Origin of the sequence: Pseudomonas sp. KCJK8993 (assembly GCF_046230915.1) — a bacterium.
Taxonomy (GTDB): Bacteria; Pseudomonadota; Gammaproteobacteria; order Pseudomonadales; family Pseudomonadaceae; genus Aquipseudomonas; species Aquipseudomonas piscis.
Genome location: NZ_JBJJLO010000075.1, coordinates 1 through 17,056, shown reverse-complemented (window position 1 = coordinate 17,056; position 17,056 = coordinate 1). Strand labels below are relative to the sequence as shown.

9 protein-coding genes are annotated in these 17,056 nt (G+C 65.7%); 2 read left to right on the top strand and 7 right to left on the bottom strand.

Annotated elements, in window-relative coordinates; translation table 11 throughout:
* Positions 1-74: 74 nt before the first annotated feature.
* From ACK6AU_RS21275 to idi, 4 genes are all read right to left on the bottom strand, one after another.
* Positions 75-1,220 carry an AAA family ATPase gene (locus tag ACK6AU_RS21275; RefSeq protein ID WP_409301198.1) on the bottom strand — a complete coding sequence of 382 codons (1,146 nt, stop codon included), beginning with the start codon at positions 1,218-1,220 and terminating at the stop codon, positions 75-77.
* A 14-nt stretch (positions 1,221-1,234) separates the two neighbouring features.
* Complete coding sequence (locus tag ACK6AU_RS21270; RefSeq protein WP_409301196.1) at positions 1,235-2,095, bottom strand: RNA ligase family protein; 861 nt, start codon at positions 2,093-2,095, stop codon at positions 1,235-1,237.
* Between the two features lie 246 nt (positions 2,096-2,341).
* Positions 2,342-2,719, bottom strand: coding sequence for a c-type cytochrome (locus ACK6AU_RS21265; RefSeq protein WP_409301222.1), 378 nt, complete (start codon positions 2,717-2,719; stop codon positions 2,342-2,344).
* A gap of 304 nt (positions 2,720-3,023) precedes the next feature.
* The gene (idi, locus tag ACK6AU_RS21260) at positions 3,024-3,539 is read right to left on the bottom strand and encodes an isopentenyl-diphosphate Delta-isomerase (protein WP_409301194.1); all 516 of its coding nucleotides are present in this window, start codon (positions 3,537-3,539) and stop codon (positions 3,024-3,026) included.
* Positions 3,540-3,703: 164 nt separating this feature from the next.
* On the opposite strand from idi, the gene ACK6AU_RS21255 reads away from it, so the two are divergent.
* Complete coding sequence (locus tag ACK6AU_RS21255; RefSeq protein WP_409301192.1) at positions 3,704-4,363, top strand: hypothetical protein; 660 nt, start codon at positions 3,704-3,706, stop codon at positions 4,361-4,363.
* A gap of 123 nt (positions 4,364-4,486) precedes the next feature.
* Here the strand turns inward: ACK6AU_RS21255 and ACK6AU_RS21250 are convergent, their stop codons facing one another.
* On the bottom strand, positions 4,487-6,178 hold the full coding sequence (locus tag ACK6AU_RS21250; RefSeq protein WP_185699842.1) for a SulP family inorganic anion transporter: 1,692 nt from the start codon (positions 6,176-6,178) through the stop codon (positions 4,487-4,489).
* Here ACK6AU_RS21250 and ACK6AU_RS21245 point away from each other — a divergent pair.
* A complete protein-coding gene (locus tag ACK6AU_RS21245; RefSeq protein WP_409301190.1) occupies positions 6,177-6,311 on the top strand; it encodes a hypothetical protein in 135 nt (44 codons plus the stop codon). The two genes, ACK6AU_RS21250 and ACK6AU_RS21245, sit on opposite strands and share 2 nt — an antisense overlap.
* Before the next feature lie 212 nt (positions 6,312-6,523).
* On the opposite strand, the gene ACK6AU_RS21240 is transcribed toward ACK6AU_RS21245, so the two are convergent.
* Both ACK6AU_RS21240 and ACK6AU_RS21235 read right to left on the bottom strand, forming a co-directional pair.
* A complete protein-coding gene (locus ACK6AU_RS21240; protein ID WP_185699841.1) occupies positions 6,524-7,954 on the bottom strand; it encodes a PfaD family polyunsaturated fatty acid/polyketide biosynthesis protein in 1,431 nt (476 codons plus the stop codon).
* A 27-nt stretch (positions 7,955-7,981) separates the two neighbouring features.
* Positions 7,982-17,056, bottom strand: a complete 9,075-nt coding sequence (locus ACK6AU_RS21235; protein ID WP_409301188.1) for a thioester reductase domain-containing protein — start codon at positions 17,054-17,056, stop codon at positions 7,982-7,984.

Here is a 17,056-nt window from a genome sequence, read left to right as displayed (position 1 = left end):
TGGGGTTGGCCAGCGTAATCATGCAGGGGCGCCACTCTCTATATCCCCCTGGCCTCCACCGCCCTCCTCCGGCATCACCCGGTCAGCGCCTGGTACTTGACCCGGTGCGCCTCGGTCGGCAGCGGCACCTCCCATTTGAATAGCATGCGGCGGATATCCGCGTTGCGCAGCGAGGTGTCGCGCTGCTGGTTGCGCCGCATGATCTCGCCCTCCGGGCTTTCCAGGTAGACGATCTCTACCTCCGCGCCATAGCCGTACAGCAAGTCCAGGGTGCGATTGCGCATCTGCGCCGACAGATGCGTCGAGTTCCATACGAATGGCCGCTGCTCTCGCAACAAGGCCTTGGCCCGGTCGATGGCGTAGTGCGCGGCGGCGCCTTCGTTCTGCCCGTGGCGCAAGCCCAGGGCTTGGCGCGCATCGTCGAACGAGACCACCGGCCAGTCCGGATGATGTCGTGCGGCCCAGGTGTCCTTGCCGCTGGCCGGCAAGCCGGACAGCATCAGCACTTGCGAGCCTTGCGGTGCATGCAGCGGATAGTCGGGGTGCACCCGGGCGCCACGCAGGTACTGGATGCGCGTGTAGTCGTCGGCAAACGCCCGCGGCCCGTGCAGGCAGCCCTCCTCGGCCGCCAGTTCACGCCACAGTTCGATAGCGCTCAAGACATCGGCCTTGCCCGCGTAATCGCGGCCTTGCATATCGGCCTCGGCCACCGCGCAGAGCATCCACACCGGCAGCTCCCACGACAGCTTGTGCAGCAGGAACTCCGTGCTGCGCCCGCTGCGATCGCCTTGCAGGGCGAAGAACGGCACCTGGTGCACGGCGATGATGCGGCAGATCTGCTCGCGCAGCTCGAACGGCACAGCGGCGCGCCACAACAGCAGCCGGGCATCCACCGCGCCCCGACGCGAGTGGCCGGGTTGGCCGATACGCCCGGTCTCGGGGTCGATCACCGTGGTGTCGGGCTTGGCGATGTCATGCAGCAAGGCGGCGAAGAACAGCACGAAGCGCTGCTCGGCGCTGGCTTGCTGGTACGCCGGCTGGGCCAGTAGCGCCTCCACCACCATGCGGGTGTGAATCCACACATCGCCCTCGGCGTGGTAGGTCGGGTCCTGCGGGGTGTCGGCCAGGCGCGCCAGGGCCGGGATGGCCGCCAGGCAGGCGGCACTGTCCATGGCGTGCCCAGGCTCGGGCACCAGGTGTTGCAGTGGATGAATATCCATTTCGAAAAGCTCCTTCAGTAGCCACGGCAGGGGCCATGCCAGTCCATGGACAGGCGCGGCGCGTAGAGGTCGACGCCGTCGGCCAGTTGATTGGGAATGAAGGGTTGGTTGGCATGGTGCTGGTCGGCATCGAGGATGGCCTGGACGAAATCCTGGCGAACCCACTTCAAGCGGCCAAGGGTTTGCTGTGCGTCCTCGAGCTTCAGGTACAAGCCTTCCATGCGACTGGAGCGGTCGCACTGGCGCCAGGCCCGGGCCAGGTCGAGGCCCTCACGGCGTACCGCCTGCTCGAAGGCCTCGCGCCAATGGGCAGTCTTGGCCAGCGAATCGCCAACCAGCGCCATCAGCTCGGCCTGCCGGCGTGGCACCGGGCCTTCGTACAGCACCGGTACCGACAGCACGGGGCCGTCCTTGAGCAGCTTGCGGCGTGCGGCCGTAGACAAGAACGACCCGCTGCTGCGGTCCCACACGTCGAACTCGCAAAAGTAATGGGGCAAGTGGTCGTAGAACACCGAGTGCTTCTTGTGCAGCCACTCGCCGTACAGCACGAAGCGATCTTCCAGGCGCTCCAGCAGCCAGTGTTCATGGGCCGCGGCCCACTGCTTGAACAAATTGAACTGGCGCTCGCGTCCGCCACCGGTGAGGTAGTGGCCGCGGGATTGCAGGCGCAGCTCGCCGCCCTCGGTAAAGCTGATACCGGCGTTGGCACCGTCGAGTTTTTCTTCCACCACCAGCCATTGGCCGGCCAGTGAGGCATAACGGACCTGTCCGGTGTCAGTGTCGCCATCTTGCAGGCGCGAGCTTTCCAGGTGGGGGGTACGGGGGTACTTGAGCAGTTCTAGGGAGTGCGCGTCGGCACGAATATCCATGTTCATGGGTTTCTCCTTGGGCATAGGGAAAAACCGACGACAGGATCAGGCAGGCACAGCGATGAGGCGCCGCCGCGCAAAGGCGCGGGCAGCCATCAGGCACGATGGACCGTCGTCGGTATCAGGCGTGTTGGCTGGCGTAGGGCACTGGCTTCACCACGTGAGGGAAAGGTTGCAGGGGCTTGAGGGCGCGCATTCAACAGCAGACGGCGGTACCGGGTCAAGCCCTGCGAGACGTGGAACTGGGCCAGGTCAGCGAGTTTTCGCGATCACCTCGGTCATGTACTGGTGCAAATCGCGAAAGTCCTGGACCTTCCAGGCATAGGGCGCAATCTTCACGCCGTTCTCGCGCAAGGTTCTTGGAATCAAGTCGCCGTTTGGCCGCAGTATCACCGAGGAGACGATGACGCCCGGGTAATCGTTCAGGCGTTTCTTGAAGGCGGATGTGGTGAGGTCCGGTGTCGGCGGATTGCTTTTATTGGCCAATGGCCCCGTTCCCTTGATATCCGGGCCATGGCACACGGCACATCGCTGCTGGTAGAGGTTTTTGCCATTGGCATTATCGGCGAAGGACAGCGGCACGTGGATCGACGCTAGAACAGCCAGCGAAGCGATGAATGATCTTTTCATTTTTATTTTGCATTTCCCTCGGTCAGGTATGAAGTCCTTTTCAGTTGCAATAGTCACCCTGATTGGGGCCCTGCAACTGCTAGCGGGCCACTTGAAAGCGCTCTCGTTGATAATGAAATTGCGGGGAGTCCAGCCTTTTGGGCGGCGGATTCTATCATGCTGCAACGATGTGGATTGGCCGATCCAGAGGCGCTGAGAGCCTGGCCGGCTGGGCGGGCGTCACCTGTGAGCGCTGCGCCGGGTGCGCAGCCCCCTGGTTGCGGCCAGAACCGACGAAAAAACACTGCGATAGCTGTCGTGGGCACTAGATCTTGAAGTCCATGACCTGGGGAAAGGTGAACTTGAACCAGGGCGTGTAGTCGTCCGGGTGTTCATCCAGGTCCTGGCGAATGTCCTCCAGGGAGCGATACGCACAGGCGTCCGCTTCGTCGGGATTCAAGACGGGCTCAACATCGCAACGGGCCAAGTACAGGTGCCCGTATTCGTGCTCGATCAAGCCTTGCGGCAGAGGGAGAAAGTAACTGAGCTCCAAGCGCTTGGTCACCGCGCAAGTCAAGCCCATCTCCTCTTCCAGGCGTCTTTGCGCCGCATGATCGGTGCTCTCGCCTGGCAGCGGGTGCCCGCAACAGGTGTTGCTCCATAGACCGCCGCAATGATATTTGCGCGCCGCGCGCCTTTGCAGCAGCAGTTCATTGCGGCTGTTGAACACATAGACCGATACCGCCCGGTGGCGCGCCCCGACCTTGTGGGCGGCCAGCTTCTCCATGAAGCCCACTTCCCTATCGTTGTCATCCACCAGGATTACCTCGATGTGCGGCATGTAGCCTTCCTCGCATTGTGGGGTGGGTTTTCAGCGATGGGCTCAAGGCACCATCGCAACTGCGATCCAGCTTAGTACAGGCTCGCACCCGAGCTTTTGTCATTAAATCGACGACAGGCCGGGCATACCCTTCGCCGGGTCTTGACCTCGATAAGGAATCGATCATGCGTCTTTCACGCCTGTTGTTGACAGGAGTCATCGGCCTGGCAATCGCCCCCTTGGCCCAGGCCTCATCCACGGCCGATAACGCAGAGAAAGCCCAGTTGCGAAAACTCTTTTGCGAGTCCAGGGGCGGCTCCGACATTACCGCCCTGGGTGAACTGAAGAAGTCCGACGATGTCGGCGCCGTGGTGGTGTGCAAGCTTCCTCCCTCGCCCACCACGGTGGTTGAAAACCAGGCCGCCGCGACTTTTTCCCCCCTGCCGCTGACTCCTGTCACCGCCACCCTCGCGCCGCCTTCCGGGGTCTACAAGCTTGCCCCGGGGGCCAGCAGCATCAACACCTCTTGCTCGGCCAACCTGGCCATCGCCAAGTGGGCCGGGTTCCCCAGTACCAGCAACGGCAACGCCAGCTTGAATTGCCGTGGCTACAACACCAGCGCCGGGGGCAGCACGCTGGGCTGCAATATCCAATGGACCGGACCGACCCAGGTCGCCATCGGCGTCACGCCTTATGGCGGGCAAGTGGCAGTGAACTTCAGTTGCCAGGCCATACATCTCGGCTCCATGGGCACCGTCATGGACTTCAGTTACAGCGACCCGGTCTATTCGCGCATTCGGTACGGCTCGGTCCAGGCCACCGGCAGCCTGACCATCACCCAGTGATCCGCCCCTGCGGGCTGCCTGGGCGGGCCGCAAGACACCTGGAGAGGGTCCGCCGGCTCGCTCGAGCCAAGATCCAACCGCCGGCGCAGCCTCCTGCCGGCGGCTCTCTCCCGCTGCTGCGTGCTACTGCTTGCCGCGCATGCTGTTGCGCCAGATCCGGTAGCTCCTGATTCCCGAACGGACCGAGCCGAACAGCATCTGGTTGTCCATTTGCGCACTCATCCCCGAGCGTTCCAGCATTTTCAGGAAGGTGCCGCGGGCTCGGGCAATGGCGAAGTGGATGCCCTGGGCGGCCAGGGTGTCGCGGATTTCCCGCAGCACCGCGATGCCGCTGACATCGATATCGGTGACCGCCTCGGCATCGAACAACACCACCTCGGGCTTGCCGTCACGCCCGATGTTCTCCAGCAGGCGCATCTTGAAGTAGTCGGCGTTGAAGAACAGGATCGCGTCGTCGAAGCGATACACCACCAGGCCGGGCACGGTCCGGGCCTGCGGGTACTTGCTGATGTCGACCTGGCCTTCGATGCCCGGCATCCAGCCCAGTACCGCGTCGGTGGGCTGGTAGATGCTGTACAGCAGGCGCAGGATGGCCAGGGTCACGGCGAACATGATCCCCGGCAATACCCCAAGGCCCAGCACGCTGACCGTGGTCAGCAGGCACAGCCAGAACTCGAAGCGGCTGAGCTTGTGGATCTGCTCCAGCGACTTCACATCGATCAGGCCCCAGCCGGCCATCAGCAGGACCGCGCCCAGGGCCGGCTGCGGGATCCAGGCCATGGGCGCGGTGAAGAACAGCAGGATCAGGCCGATCGCCACGGCGGCGATGATGCCCACCAGCTGGCTCTTGCCTCCGACCATGTCGTTGACCGCGGTGCGCGAATCCGCGCCGCTGATGGCGAACCCCTGGGAGGCCCCGGCCGCCAGGTTGCTCATGCCCAGGGCGATGAACTCATGGTTGGCATTGATCGAATATCCATGGCGCGCGGCAAAGCTACGGGCGGTGAGCATGGCGCTGCAGAAGCTCACCGTGGCGATACCCAGGGCGTCACGCAGCAGGCTCTTGCTCTCTTCCAGGGTGGTGCTGGGCCAGGACAGCTCCGGGATGCCGGCAGGTACATGGCCAAGCACCGCCACGCCGAACTGGTCGAGACCGAAGACCCCGGCCAGCAGGGTGAACACCGCCACCGTCACCAGCGCCGCCGGCACCCGTGGATAGCGGCGCGGCAAGCCGATCAGCAGGCCCAGGCTGGCCAGGCCGATGGCCAGGGTCAGCCAGTGGATCTCGCCCAGGCGCTGGAGAAAGTCCACCAGCCCGAGGATGAAGCCCTCACCCTCGATCTTGAAGCCCACCACCTTGCCCATTTGCCCGGCGATCAGGCTCAGGCCGATGCCGTTCAGGTAGCCGATGAGGATCGGCCGCGAGAAGAAGCTGGCGATGAACCCGGCCCGGGCGATGCCCGCGGCGATCAGCATCAGCCCCACCAGCACGGTGACGATCATCGACAACTCGACGGTGCGCTGCAGGTCGCCCATGGCCAGGGGCGCCACGGCCCCGCCGAGCATGGCGCAGGTGGCCGCATCGGGGCCGACCATCAACTGCCGCGAGCTGCCGACCAAGGCATAGACGATCATCGGCAGCACACAGGCATAGAGCCCGTACTGCGCAGGCAGGCCGACGATCTGGGCGTAGGCGATGGCGATGGGAATCTGGATCGCCGCCACCGACAAACCGGCTCGCAGGTCGGCGCGCAACCATTCACGGCGGTAGTGCAGCAAGTTGGACAGGCCGGACAGATAGCGGGAGAGCGACATGCAGGGTCCTTTTGTTCCGTTTTTGTTATTCATCCATGTCCCTGCAAGCCATGCAGCAGGCAAGGCGACGCAGCGTGCTATTGAAGCCAATCGCACACTCGAACGCCATGAGCTGGAGCAGCTTTTATGCTGATCGTCGAACGTTGGCCGGTACTCGCCTGCGCTCGATCAGCGTCGCCAGCGCCCGGGCGGCAGGCGCGCAGGCATCGGTGGCGCCGGCCCAGGATCGTGTACCAGCCGACTGAAACCGTTGGCGGGAGCCAGCCGGCTCCTGCACGACAGCGAGATGGCGTGGGTGGCGGGCAGTCTTTGCCGGTACGCCCAGCCGGGTGGCGGGCACTCAGCTCATCGGATGGCTTCCTGCGGGCTGGCCAGCACCATCTGCAGTGCCTGCAAGTGCTGCGCCGTGGCCTCCATCAAGCTCGTGGCAATCTCGTCCACATGCCGCCGCTGCCAGGACTCCAGGGGCGTGCCCTTGACCCACTGGTTGAAGGCGCCGAGCGCCGGGCCGGTTTGTACCTGGTAGTTGGCCTGGTCCGCGCTTTCGCCGCTGAAGGCCAGCTTGGTCGAGTAGGCGAAGTACCAGCGAAATACCCGGGCCATGCGCACCTTGGGGTTGCTCCGGGCCAGGGCCAGGTCTTCTTCCCGGCCCTGGGCCAGCAGATAGTGCTCGCACTCTTGCCAGACCTGCTCCAGGGTGCGCTTGAAGAACAGCCGCTCCAGCACGCCACGGATGTTCTGCGGTATCGCCTCGAGGCTCTCGTAATGGCTGTAGAGCGCATACAGGCGGTTGGCCCGCATGGGAAACAGCACCCCTCGCTTGAGTACCTGCACCCTGCTCCCCCGTTCGAACAAATCCCCCGCCGGGGCGTAGGCCATGTCGTGGATGCTCACGTCCTGCAGCATGCTCTTGACCAGGTCCGTGGCGCCCGACTCGACCGTGCACTGGTTGATCGACCCGGTCAGGATGAAGTCGGCGCCCATCGCGAAGGCCGCCGCTGCGGCTGCGGGCGTGCCGATGCCTCCAGCCAGGCCGAGGCAGATGGGCTCGGCATACCCCGCCCGGGCTTGCAGCGCGTCGCGCAACTGCACCATCGCCGGCAGCACGATGGTCGGGATACCGCCATCGGTATGCCCGCCGGAATCGGCTTCGACGCAGATGTCATGGCTCATGGGCACCCGCCGAGCCAGTTCGGCCTGCTCCTCGGTGATATCCCCGGCCCTGCGCAGCGCCTCCACCAGCGGCTCCGGCGCCGGGCTCATGAAGGCTTCGGCCACCTCGAGCCGTGAGACCTTGGCCAGTACTCGGTGCCTGCACACCAGCGTGCCGTCGGCCTCGCGCGCAAGTCCACGCAGCCGGAACAGCACCAGCGGCAATGTGATCTCGATGAAGGCCGCCGCCTCGATATTGCGAATGCCGTGTGCCAGGTACATCTCCACCGTCGCTCGCTCATGGCGAGGATCGTCGTACTCCGCCAACAGGTTCAGCCCGTAGGGTTCCCCCGTCGGCAGCGCGGCTTGCAGCGTGCCGATCGCCTGTTCGATCTGCGCCAGGCTCAAGCCACCGGTCCCCAGGTAGCCGAGCAGGCCGGCCCGGCCCAGGCGGATCACCAGCTGCGGTGAAGCGGTGCCGCGATACATGGCTCCGGCGACATAGGCGTACTTCAAGCCGTAGCGCCGGCGGAACAGCGCGCTGCCCAGGTTCTGCCCGCCCTGGAGCCGCTCGCTTGCCGCGGTGCCGACCCTCCGTGCCAGTGGGTCAGGAGTATTTCCCATATCCATGTCCTCGATCGAAGTGAGTCCCTAGATCAACCCGGCATTGGCCAGTTCCGTCAGGTAGCCCGAAATGAACTTCCGATCGATCGGCGCCAGCCAGTCCTGGGCCACCGGACCGTCGATGAGTGAGCGGGAGCGTTCGGCAAACCTGTGGCTGTCGAACTCGGGCTGGTTCAATACCTCCTGCAGTTCGTCCAGTTGATAGACCGATGAATACAGGCTGTAGGATCTTGGCCGGGCGTCCAGCGCTTGCAGGCGGGCCATGAACTCCTGGCTCCAGGCTTCGGAGCTTCCCAGCCTCTGGAGCGGATAGCCCAGTTCCCGTATCCACTCCACCAGCAGGTCCAGGCTGGGGGCGTCGGGCGCGTTGCTCTGGACGTGGTAGATGGAGTACCCGGCCTCCACGCCCAGGCTGATCTGGGCAATCGAGCGCGTGGCCGCGTCCACCGGCAACCCGCGAAATATCGGGGCCATGGAACGGGAACTGTCTAGATGGAAGGACGGCGGAGCAATGGCGGTGCGTACCAGGCTGACCAGGAAACGCGAGAAAATATCGGCAAGATTGACGAATCCAGGACGGGTACTGTGGGGCAACAGCATGCCGCAACGGAACACCTTGACCGGTATCGCCCACTTCTCGCATGCCTCCTGCAGCAGCACCTCCCCGGCCCACTTGCTGGCCGCATAACCGGCGGCGTAGCGCCCTGCTCCAAGGCACTGGTCATACAGGTCCAGGGCCTTCTCACTCTCGTGGATCGGCTCGTTCCGGTGCACCGCACTGCCCACGGCGATGCTCGAAATGAAGTTGATGGCCTTCTTCTTTCCCGAAAGCGCCAGGCGTATCACCTCGGCGGTGCCGTGGACATTGGTCCCGTGCAACTGGTTGTAGGCCAGCATGTGATTGACCAGGGCACCGTTGTGCACGATGGCCTCGACCTTGTGCACCAGCATGTCCCAGGTCGGTTGCGCCAGGCCCAGGCGCGGCTTGGTCAGGTCGCCCGCCAAGACCACCAGGCGCCCGGACCGCTCCAGTGCGACCAGGCGTTGTTGCAGTTCGGTGGATGCCGCCAGGCTCTCGACCAGGCGCTGCCGCGCTGCTGCATCCGAAGTTGCCCGCACCAGGCAATACAGGGTCCCCGCGCTTGGAGCCAAGCCTTGCGCCAGGTCCAGGGCAAGGAAGCGCCCGGCGAACCCACTGGCCCCGGTCAACAGGACCTGGCTTGGTGGTCGATCGGTGGGGTGCGCAAGTTTCGCTGCCGCGCGCAGGATGTCCGAACCGATCAAGGTGTCCAGCCGAAGCTGGTTTGCCAATACCCGCGATGGCGATTCCAGCTGGTGACCGGCGGGTGACGCCGTCACAGCCGATATCGGATCCGCGTCGGGCGATGGCTGGGCGGGCATCGCTGCTCGCTGGAGTGCGCTTGCCACCGACGGCGGCGTACCCGAAACAACGGGCGACTCGGTGCTTCGTAGTTGGCCGACCAGGGCCGCCAGCTGTCTGATGGTCGGGTGTTCGTAGACCTGGCTGGTATTGATTGAGATCGAGTAACGCTGGTTTATCTCGCGGATCCACTCCACGGCGATGATCGAATCCAGCCCATGTTCGGCGAGCATTTCCTCCGGATCGATTTCCTGGCTGTCGATGCGCAAGGACTGGGCAAGGCTTGCTGTCAGTTCCTGCTCCAGCGCGTCCTGGTCGGCCTGACTCCGCTCTGCGCGCGGCAAGCAGGCCGTGGCGGGCCCGACGACCTCCGCCTGCGACTGGACGGCGATCGCCGTCGCGCGCTCCATCTGTGTCGCGCCCGAGGACTGGCCGGACCCCTGCCCGTCGGCTGCGGAATTCAAGGCAACGGGCCTCGGGCGCTCCCTGGCTTGTTGCACCAGCTTGGCCATCTGGCGAATCGTCGGGAACTCATACACCTGGCTGGTATTGATCGAGATCGAATACCGCCGATTGAGTTCACGGATCCACTCCACGGCGATGATCGAGTCAAGACCATGTTCAGAGAGCATCTCGTCAGGGTCGATTTCGTTGACGTCAATCCGCAGCGCCGCCGCCAGGGTTTCCTTGAGAGTCCGCTCCAGCTCATCCAGCCCAGCATTCTGCTGATGGAGATACGCTACGGTGTCGATATCGGAGAGGCTCCGGGGAGCCTGCGCGAGCGCCTGGGCTGCGGCCACCTGCACCGTGGAATGCCCGCTCGAGGCCCCGCCCAGGGAAGCGACGGCCCGTAGCTCGGTGCGCTCTTCCGTCGCCCGCAGGCGCAGGCCCCGGGGCTTGCCGGGCAACGACGCCATCGGCGCAGGCTCGCGGTGCGGCTGGCTAGCGCGCGGTTTGGCGGATGCTTGCACCCAGCATCGCTCCAGGGCGAAGGGATAGGTCGGCAAGCTGATCCGCCGCGGCCGCTGCTGGCCATACAAGCGCGTCCAGTCGATCTCCAGGCCCAATACCCACCACTGCGCCAGTCGCCCCAGCTTGCCCTGGGCGATCAACCTGCTGGCGGTTTCCTGCAGGTCCTCGTCCGCCTGGAAGATCATTTGCAGGCCCGGGTCGCGCTTGATATCGCCATGGAAGAGCTCGCCCTGCCCACCCTCTTCGCCCAGGTAAGCCCGCAGCCGGCTGCGCAGGCCATCGATGCAATCCACCACGCAAGCCAGGCGCACCTTCATTGCCTCGCGCCCTACCTGCAGGGTATACGCCAGGGATTGCAGGTCCGCTTCGCGGTGCTCCAGAAAAGCCAGCAGTTGCTCGACCCGCGCCTTGAGTCCCGTGGCATCCCGGGCCGAGAGCAGCACCAGCACCGGCTTGGTTTGGGCCAATTGGGCCGGGCGCGACTGCGGCCGATACTCCTCAAGCACCACATGGGCATTCACCCCGCCAAAGCCGAACGAGCTGACCCCGGCGCGCCTGGGCAGCACGTTGCCCCGGCCATCGGCGAGCGCCGGCCAGGGGCGCTTGGCATCCACCACATAGAACGGACTGCCCGCGAGTTCGATCTGCGGGTTCAGCGGCTGGCTGTGCAGGCTCTGGACCAGGCACCCATGGCGCATCTGCAATAGCACCTTGACCAGCCCCGCCACTCCGGCCGCCAGTTCCAGGTGACCGATGTTGCTCTTGATGGTTCCCAGGCCGACGCTGTGCTCGGCCAACGCATCCTTGCCTGCCAGCGTATGGAACGCCTGCTTCAGGCCCTTGATCTCGATCGGGTCGCCCAGCTCGGTGCCGGTGCCATGGGCCTCGATGTAACCGATGCTCTTCAGGTCCACCCCGGCTTCACGCAGCGCCGTTTCGATCACCTTGGCCTGGGCCTGCGGATTGGGAGCGGTCAGCGAGTTGGCCTGGCCGCCGTGATTCTGCGCGCTACCGAGGATCAAGCCATGGATCTGGTCGCCGTCACGCTCGGCCGCGGACAGTGGCTTGAGCATCAGCATCGCCACTCCTTCACCCCGGACATAACCGCCAGCCCGGGCCGAAAACGCCCGGCACCGACCATCCCCGCTCAGCACCCCGGCATGCATGAAGCTCTCATGGGCCTCTGCTGAAAGCAGGGTGTTGACGCCCCCCACCACCGCCTGGTCGCATTGTCCAGTACGCAATAAGGTCACGGCCCGATGTACAGCCACCAGGGAACTCGAACAGGCGGTTTCGATGGGCTCGCTCGGCCCATGCCAGTTCAGCCAGTAGCTCATGCGATTGGGGCCCATCGATCCAGCGGTGCCCACTGCCAGTGCCGCGGTCACGGCCTCGCCGGACTGGGCCAGCAACTGGGCATAACCCGTGGCGCAGGTACCCACCAGCAGCGCGGTATTGCTGCCCGAGAGGCTTTGCACCGAATACCCAGCATCCTCGATCACCTTGTAGACCTGCATCATCAGCAAGCGGTGCTGGGGGTCCATGCCCTGGGCCTCGCGGCGTGAAATATTGAAGAAGGCCGGATCGAACCCATCCACGTCTTCCAGCACTCCGGCATGGCGCAAGGTGGGCTCTGGCCCGGCGCCAAACCGCCCCAGGGGCAACTCACCGATGCAGTCGCGGCCTGCCTCGAGGTTGCGCCACAGCGCGTCGATGTCCTCGGCCCCAGGGAAACGCCCGCTCATACCGATCACGGCGATCGGCTCGGCGCCCGCCTTGGTCGGGCCGGGCTCGCCACGCGAACCTTGGGCTACAGGATCGACCCTGGATACGGCAGCCTTCGGCGCGCTCGCCTCGGGCCCTTGGGGCGCCTGGGTCGAGGCAAAGAGCGGTTGCAGTTCGGCCCGGTACTCCTGCGCCAGGTAGCTGGCCAGCGCGGCAATCGTCGGAGTCTCGAAAAACTCCGAGGGCGCCATGTCCAGGCCATAACGCTCATTGAGCAGCCGGGTAAACGCCGTCGAAGCGATCGAATCGAAACCGAACTCGCCAAAGGGCGTATTCCGGTCCAGCTCTTCACGGGCGATCTGCAGGTAGTCGGAAATCATCTGGGTGATCGCCGCTTCGACCTGGGTCACCAGCTCCTGGGCATCCAGGCCGCACGGCGTCGCAGGCGGCTGGTCGCCTTGAGCTTCAGTCGTGGGTCCGGCAGGTGCGGCGGGAAGCGGCTCGATGGGCGTGACGGCATGGCGCACAACGCCGTCGCTGATGGCCAGGATGACTTCCTGGCTCAGGGCCCGGGTCGTGCCGCACGGGATGTCCACGCCATGAAATCCTTGTGTTTGCAGCACGCAGCGCCAACTGGCGGGAGCCAGCATCGGCGTGCCCGGGATACGCCGCTCTGGGTCCTCGGCCAGCCACCACCCGGGCAACAGGCCGAACGTCAAGTGCCCGAACAGGTGCGCCTGGGTCGCCTCGTTCAAGAGCAGCAGTCCGTTGCCCTTGAGCAGGCTCTTGACCTGCCCCAGGGTCCAGGCGATATCACGGGTCGCATGCAGCACGTTCGCCGCCACTACCACATCGTAGCCACCGGCCTGGAAACCCTGGCTCGCCGGGTCCCGCTCGATATCCAGCAAGCCGGTGCGCAGGTAGCCTGCCCCCGGTGCGTAGTGCTGCTGGGCATGCTCAAGGAAGGCCGGCGACACATCGGTATAAGCGTACTCGTCGATCTGTCCGGCATAAGGTGCCAAGCGCGCCAAGAGCCCGGCACTGGTGCCGCCGGTCCCGGCGCCGACCTCCAGGATCCGCAAGCGCGCCTGGGGCTCGAGCCTCAAGCGCTGCTCGGCATAGGCCTGCAGGCGCTCACCCAGCACTGCGTTGAAGTGGTTCGACACCGGGTGATCCCGATACAGGGCTTCGACCCAGTCCAGACGCCCCTCGGGGAACAGCACCTGGGTCGCCTCCCGTTCGCCACGCAATATCGCCGGCAATGCCCGCAGCATCTGGTCGAGCAGGCGTACCTGGGTCTCCAGGCCGCGCGGCTCGGCTCCTGCCAGAACCTGTTCGCAGTAGGCCTGCCACTGCGACCACTGCTGGTCCCAGCCGGTATCCGCCTCGGGATGGCCGACCAGGCGCAACGCCGCTGCACGCCAACACTGGTATCGCGGTGCCAGTCCCTGCTCGGTTGCCAGCCAGCCGTGCTCCTGCAGCAGGCTGTACAGCAGCGGCTTCAGGCGTTGCTCCAGCGCTAGCCAGGCGCTGGCCACGGCAAGCGGTGGGGCAAGTACCGGCGCTACCGGCAGCGACACCGCAGGCACTGCGGGCATGAGCTCTGCCACTGCATCGCTGGCGATGCCCCAGGCAGGGGCGACCCTGGCCAGGTCCAGCTTGGCCAAGCCGAGGCGCTCCAGCGGGCCGTCCAGCCAGCTTTCCAACCACGCCATGGCCTGTGGGGCCTCGATCGAGCCGATTCCGGCCTGGGTCATCCGCGCCCGGTAGTCGGGCGATGCCACCACGCCGACCCCACCCCAGTAGCCCCAGTGCACCAGCTTCACCGGATAGGGACGTTGCGCATTGCGGGCAAATTCATCGACGAAGCAACAGCCAGCGGCATAGTTACCCTGCCCCGCCATCCGCGCGAAGCTTTGCAACGACGAGAAGTACAGCATCAGGTCCAAGGGTTCGTTGCCGAAGACCGCGTCCAGGTTCAGCGCCGTTTCCTGCTTGGCCGCCAGCGCCGCCTCGAAGGTCTGTTCATCCATCTGTGCCAGGCTGCGATCGGCCAGCACCAGCGCGGCATGCACCACGCCATGCACGGCGCCGTAGCGCCCGCGGATTTCGCTGAGCGCCGCTTCCAGGGCGGCGCGATCGCGGCCATCGGCCTGCAGGTACAGGGGCGCCGGGCCCAGCGCCGCGAGGCGTACACATTGATCGGCGATCGCTTGGTCCTCAGCGCGCCGGCCCAGCCATACCACCTGGGCCTGGTACTGGCGGATCAGGTACTCGCTGAACGCCACGCCAATGCCACCGGCGCCGCCGAGGAGTACATACACCCCCGCCTGGCGGAATGCTGGCTGCGCCGGTGCGCCGAGTTGGCAGGCCAGCAAGCGTTGGCGATAGCCACGGCCCTGGCGATAGGCCAGGGTTTCTCCGGCCACGCCTGGCGTGCGACCGAGCAGCGCCGACCAGGGAATCGGGTCTTGCGGCGCCAGGTCCACCAGGTCCAGGCGCCAATGGGGGTATTCCTTGGCCAGGCTACCGACCAGACCGTGCACACTGGCCTGGAAGGGATCGCCCAGCTCCTGCGGGCGTACGCCCAGGGCTTGGCGGGTGACGATGCAGAGGGCCAGAGGCCGCCCGCCGTGCCCCAGCTCCAGCAGGGCCTTGATCAACAGGAAGGCGGCCCTGGCAGCCCAGGGCTGGCCTGGCGGTACGTGCCAGACCAACTGCTCGAACGGCTCCTGCTGCCGGAGCCAGGATTGCCAGGCGCCCTGGCCGTCGGCGGTCAATTGGCGTTGCTCCACCTCGCCGCCGATTTCCACCGCCCGGCCCACGGGCCGCGGATCGCTCAGCCTGTTGCCCGGCTGCTCGAGGATTGGCTCCCAGGCCGGCATCAGGCTCAGTTCCTGGAGCGGGTCGGTGCCCGTCGCCGCCAACGACGCTTTGTCCGCCGGCGCCCGGCTGCTGAATCCGCTCAATCGCACCATGACGCGTCCCTCGCTGTCGGCCAGTTCGATATCGATCCCGCGTCGTTTGCCCCGGTCGTTCGTAGCGGGTCGCAAGATCGCCCACATCTCGTGCGGCAGCGCTTGCCACTGCTCGAGCCGCTTTAGCGCAAAGGGCAATGCCAGGACGTCTTGCGCGGCCAGGCCCAGGCTGGCCTGCAGCGCGCCATCGATCAGCGGTGCGGGCAAGCCGACTCCAGGGGGCGTACTAGCGCCGCGCAATCGTGCAAGCACCAGGTCGTCACCCAGCTCCAGGCCCTGCAGCACCTGGAAACTCGGGCCATAGTCCAAGCCAAGCCGGGCGAAGCGCCCATAGCAGGCGGCACCGTCTAGCCGGCGGCCACACCTCGCACGCAGTTGTTGGAGGTCGAGCCGAGGTTGCTCAGGGCTGCTGTCCAGCCGCGCCCGGCCCTGGCTGTACACCAATGGCTGGCCCTGGCCAGCGCTGAAGATCCGGTAGGCGACAGTACCTTCGCCCTGCTCATGCAGGCCGACATGTACTTGCAGCGGCGAGCGGAGCGCCAGGGGGCGCAGCCAAGCGATGTCCTCCAGCAGCACGGGATGCTCGGCCGGCAAGCCATGGGCCTGGGCCATGGCCGCGCGCGCCCATTCCAGCTGCATCGCCGCGGGCACCAACGGCTGCCCCGCGACCTGGTGATCGCGCAAGAAGAACTCGTCGCCGGTCAGGGTCGTGGAGAAACGCTGTTCACCTGCCAGCGAGCCGCTGTACTGGAACAGGGGCTGCAGCGAGCTCTGCAACGATGGAGGCAGCGGTCCGGGCTCGTCGCCCGCATCCGGGGGCTGCTCGATCCAGTAGCGCTCCCGGGCGAACGGATAGGTCGGCAGGGCCATACGGCCCCCGGGCTGCTCGGTGTAAAGCGACCGCCAGTCGATCTGCGTGCCTTTGACCCACTCCCTGCCCAGCTCCAGCAAGGCCAGCTCGCCGGACCCAGCCAAGACCTTGGCGGGATCGAAATCCGCCGTGCGCTCCTGGATCTTGCGAATGTCGCCCACCACTACCTGTTCGAGCGGCTGGCCTTCGATGAAGGCTGCGAGTGTCGCGATGACCTGCCCAGGCGCGGTGGCGACAAAGGCCAGCCGTTGCTCCAGGGGCGCCCGCCCCGCCTGGAGCGTATGGGCCAGGGCCGGCCAGTCCACATCCGCAGTGTTCTCGAGGAACGCCTTGAGCCGTGCGGCGCAGCTCTTGAGCTGTGCGGGGCGTTTGGCCGACAGCACGATCAGCAGCGGGTGCTGCTCGTCCAGTTCCACCCTGGAGCGACTGGCCTGTGGCCGGCGATACTCCTCGAGCACCAGGTGGGCATTGGTGCCGCTGATGCCGAACGAGCTGACCGCCGCGCGCAATGGCGCCCCGCTGGTAGGCGCCCAGGGTTGGCCCGAGGTACAGACGAAGAACGGCGACTGTTCCAGCTTGAGGTCGAAATGCTCGTTGGGGCTGCTGTAGTTGAGGGTCGGCACCAGTTGCCGATGGCGCATCTGCAACAGCACCTTGTGCACACCGGCTACACCGGCGGCGGCCGAAGTGTGGCCGATGTTGCTCTTGACCGAGCCCAGGCCGCAGAAACCCAGTTCCCTGGTGCCCTCGCGAAATACCGTGGACAGGGCATTGAGTTCGATCGGGTCGCCCAGCTTGGTACCCGTGCCGTGCATTTCCACGTAGCCGATGCTGGCCGGATCGATGCCGTGGCGCTGATAGACTTCGCGCAACAGCGCGGCCTGGCTGTCCTGGTTGGGCGCGGTCAAGCCATTGCTCCGGCCGTCCTGGTTGATCCCCGAGCCGATGATCAGCCCATGGATCAGGTCGCCGTCGCGCTCGGCATCCGCGAGCCGCTTGAGCACCAGCGCGCCCACGCCCTCCCCTGGCACGAAGCCGTCGGCCTGGTTATCCAGGGTCCGGCACTTGCCCCTGGGTGAAAGGACTCCCGCCGCGCACATGCAGACGTACAGCTCCGGCATCAGGTACAACGCCACTCCGCCGGCCAGCGCCAGGTCGACTTCGCCGTTGCGCAA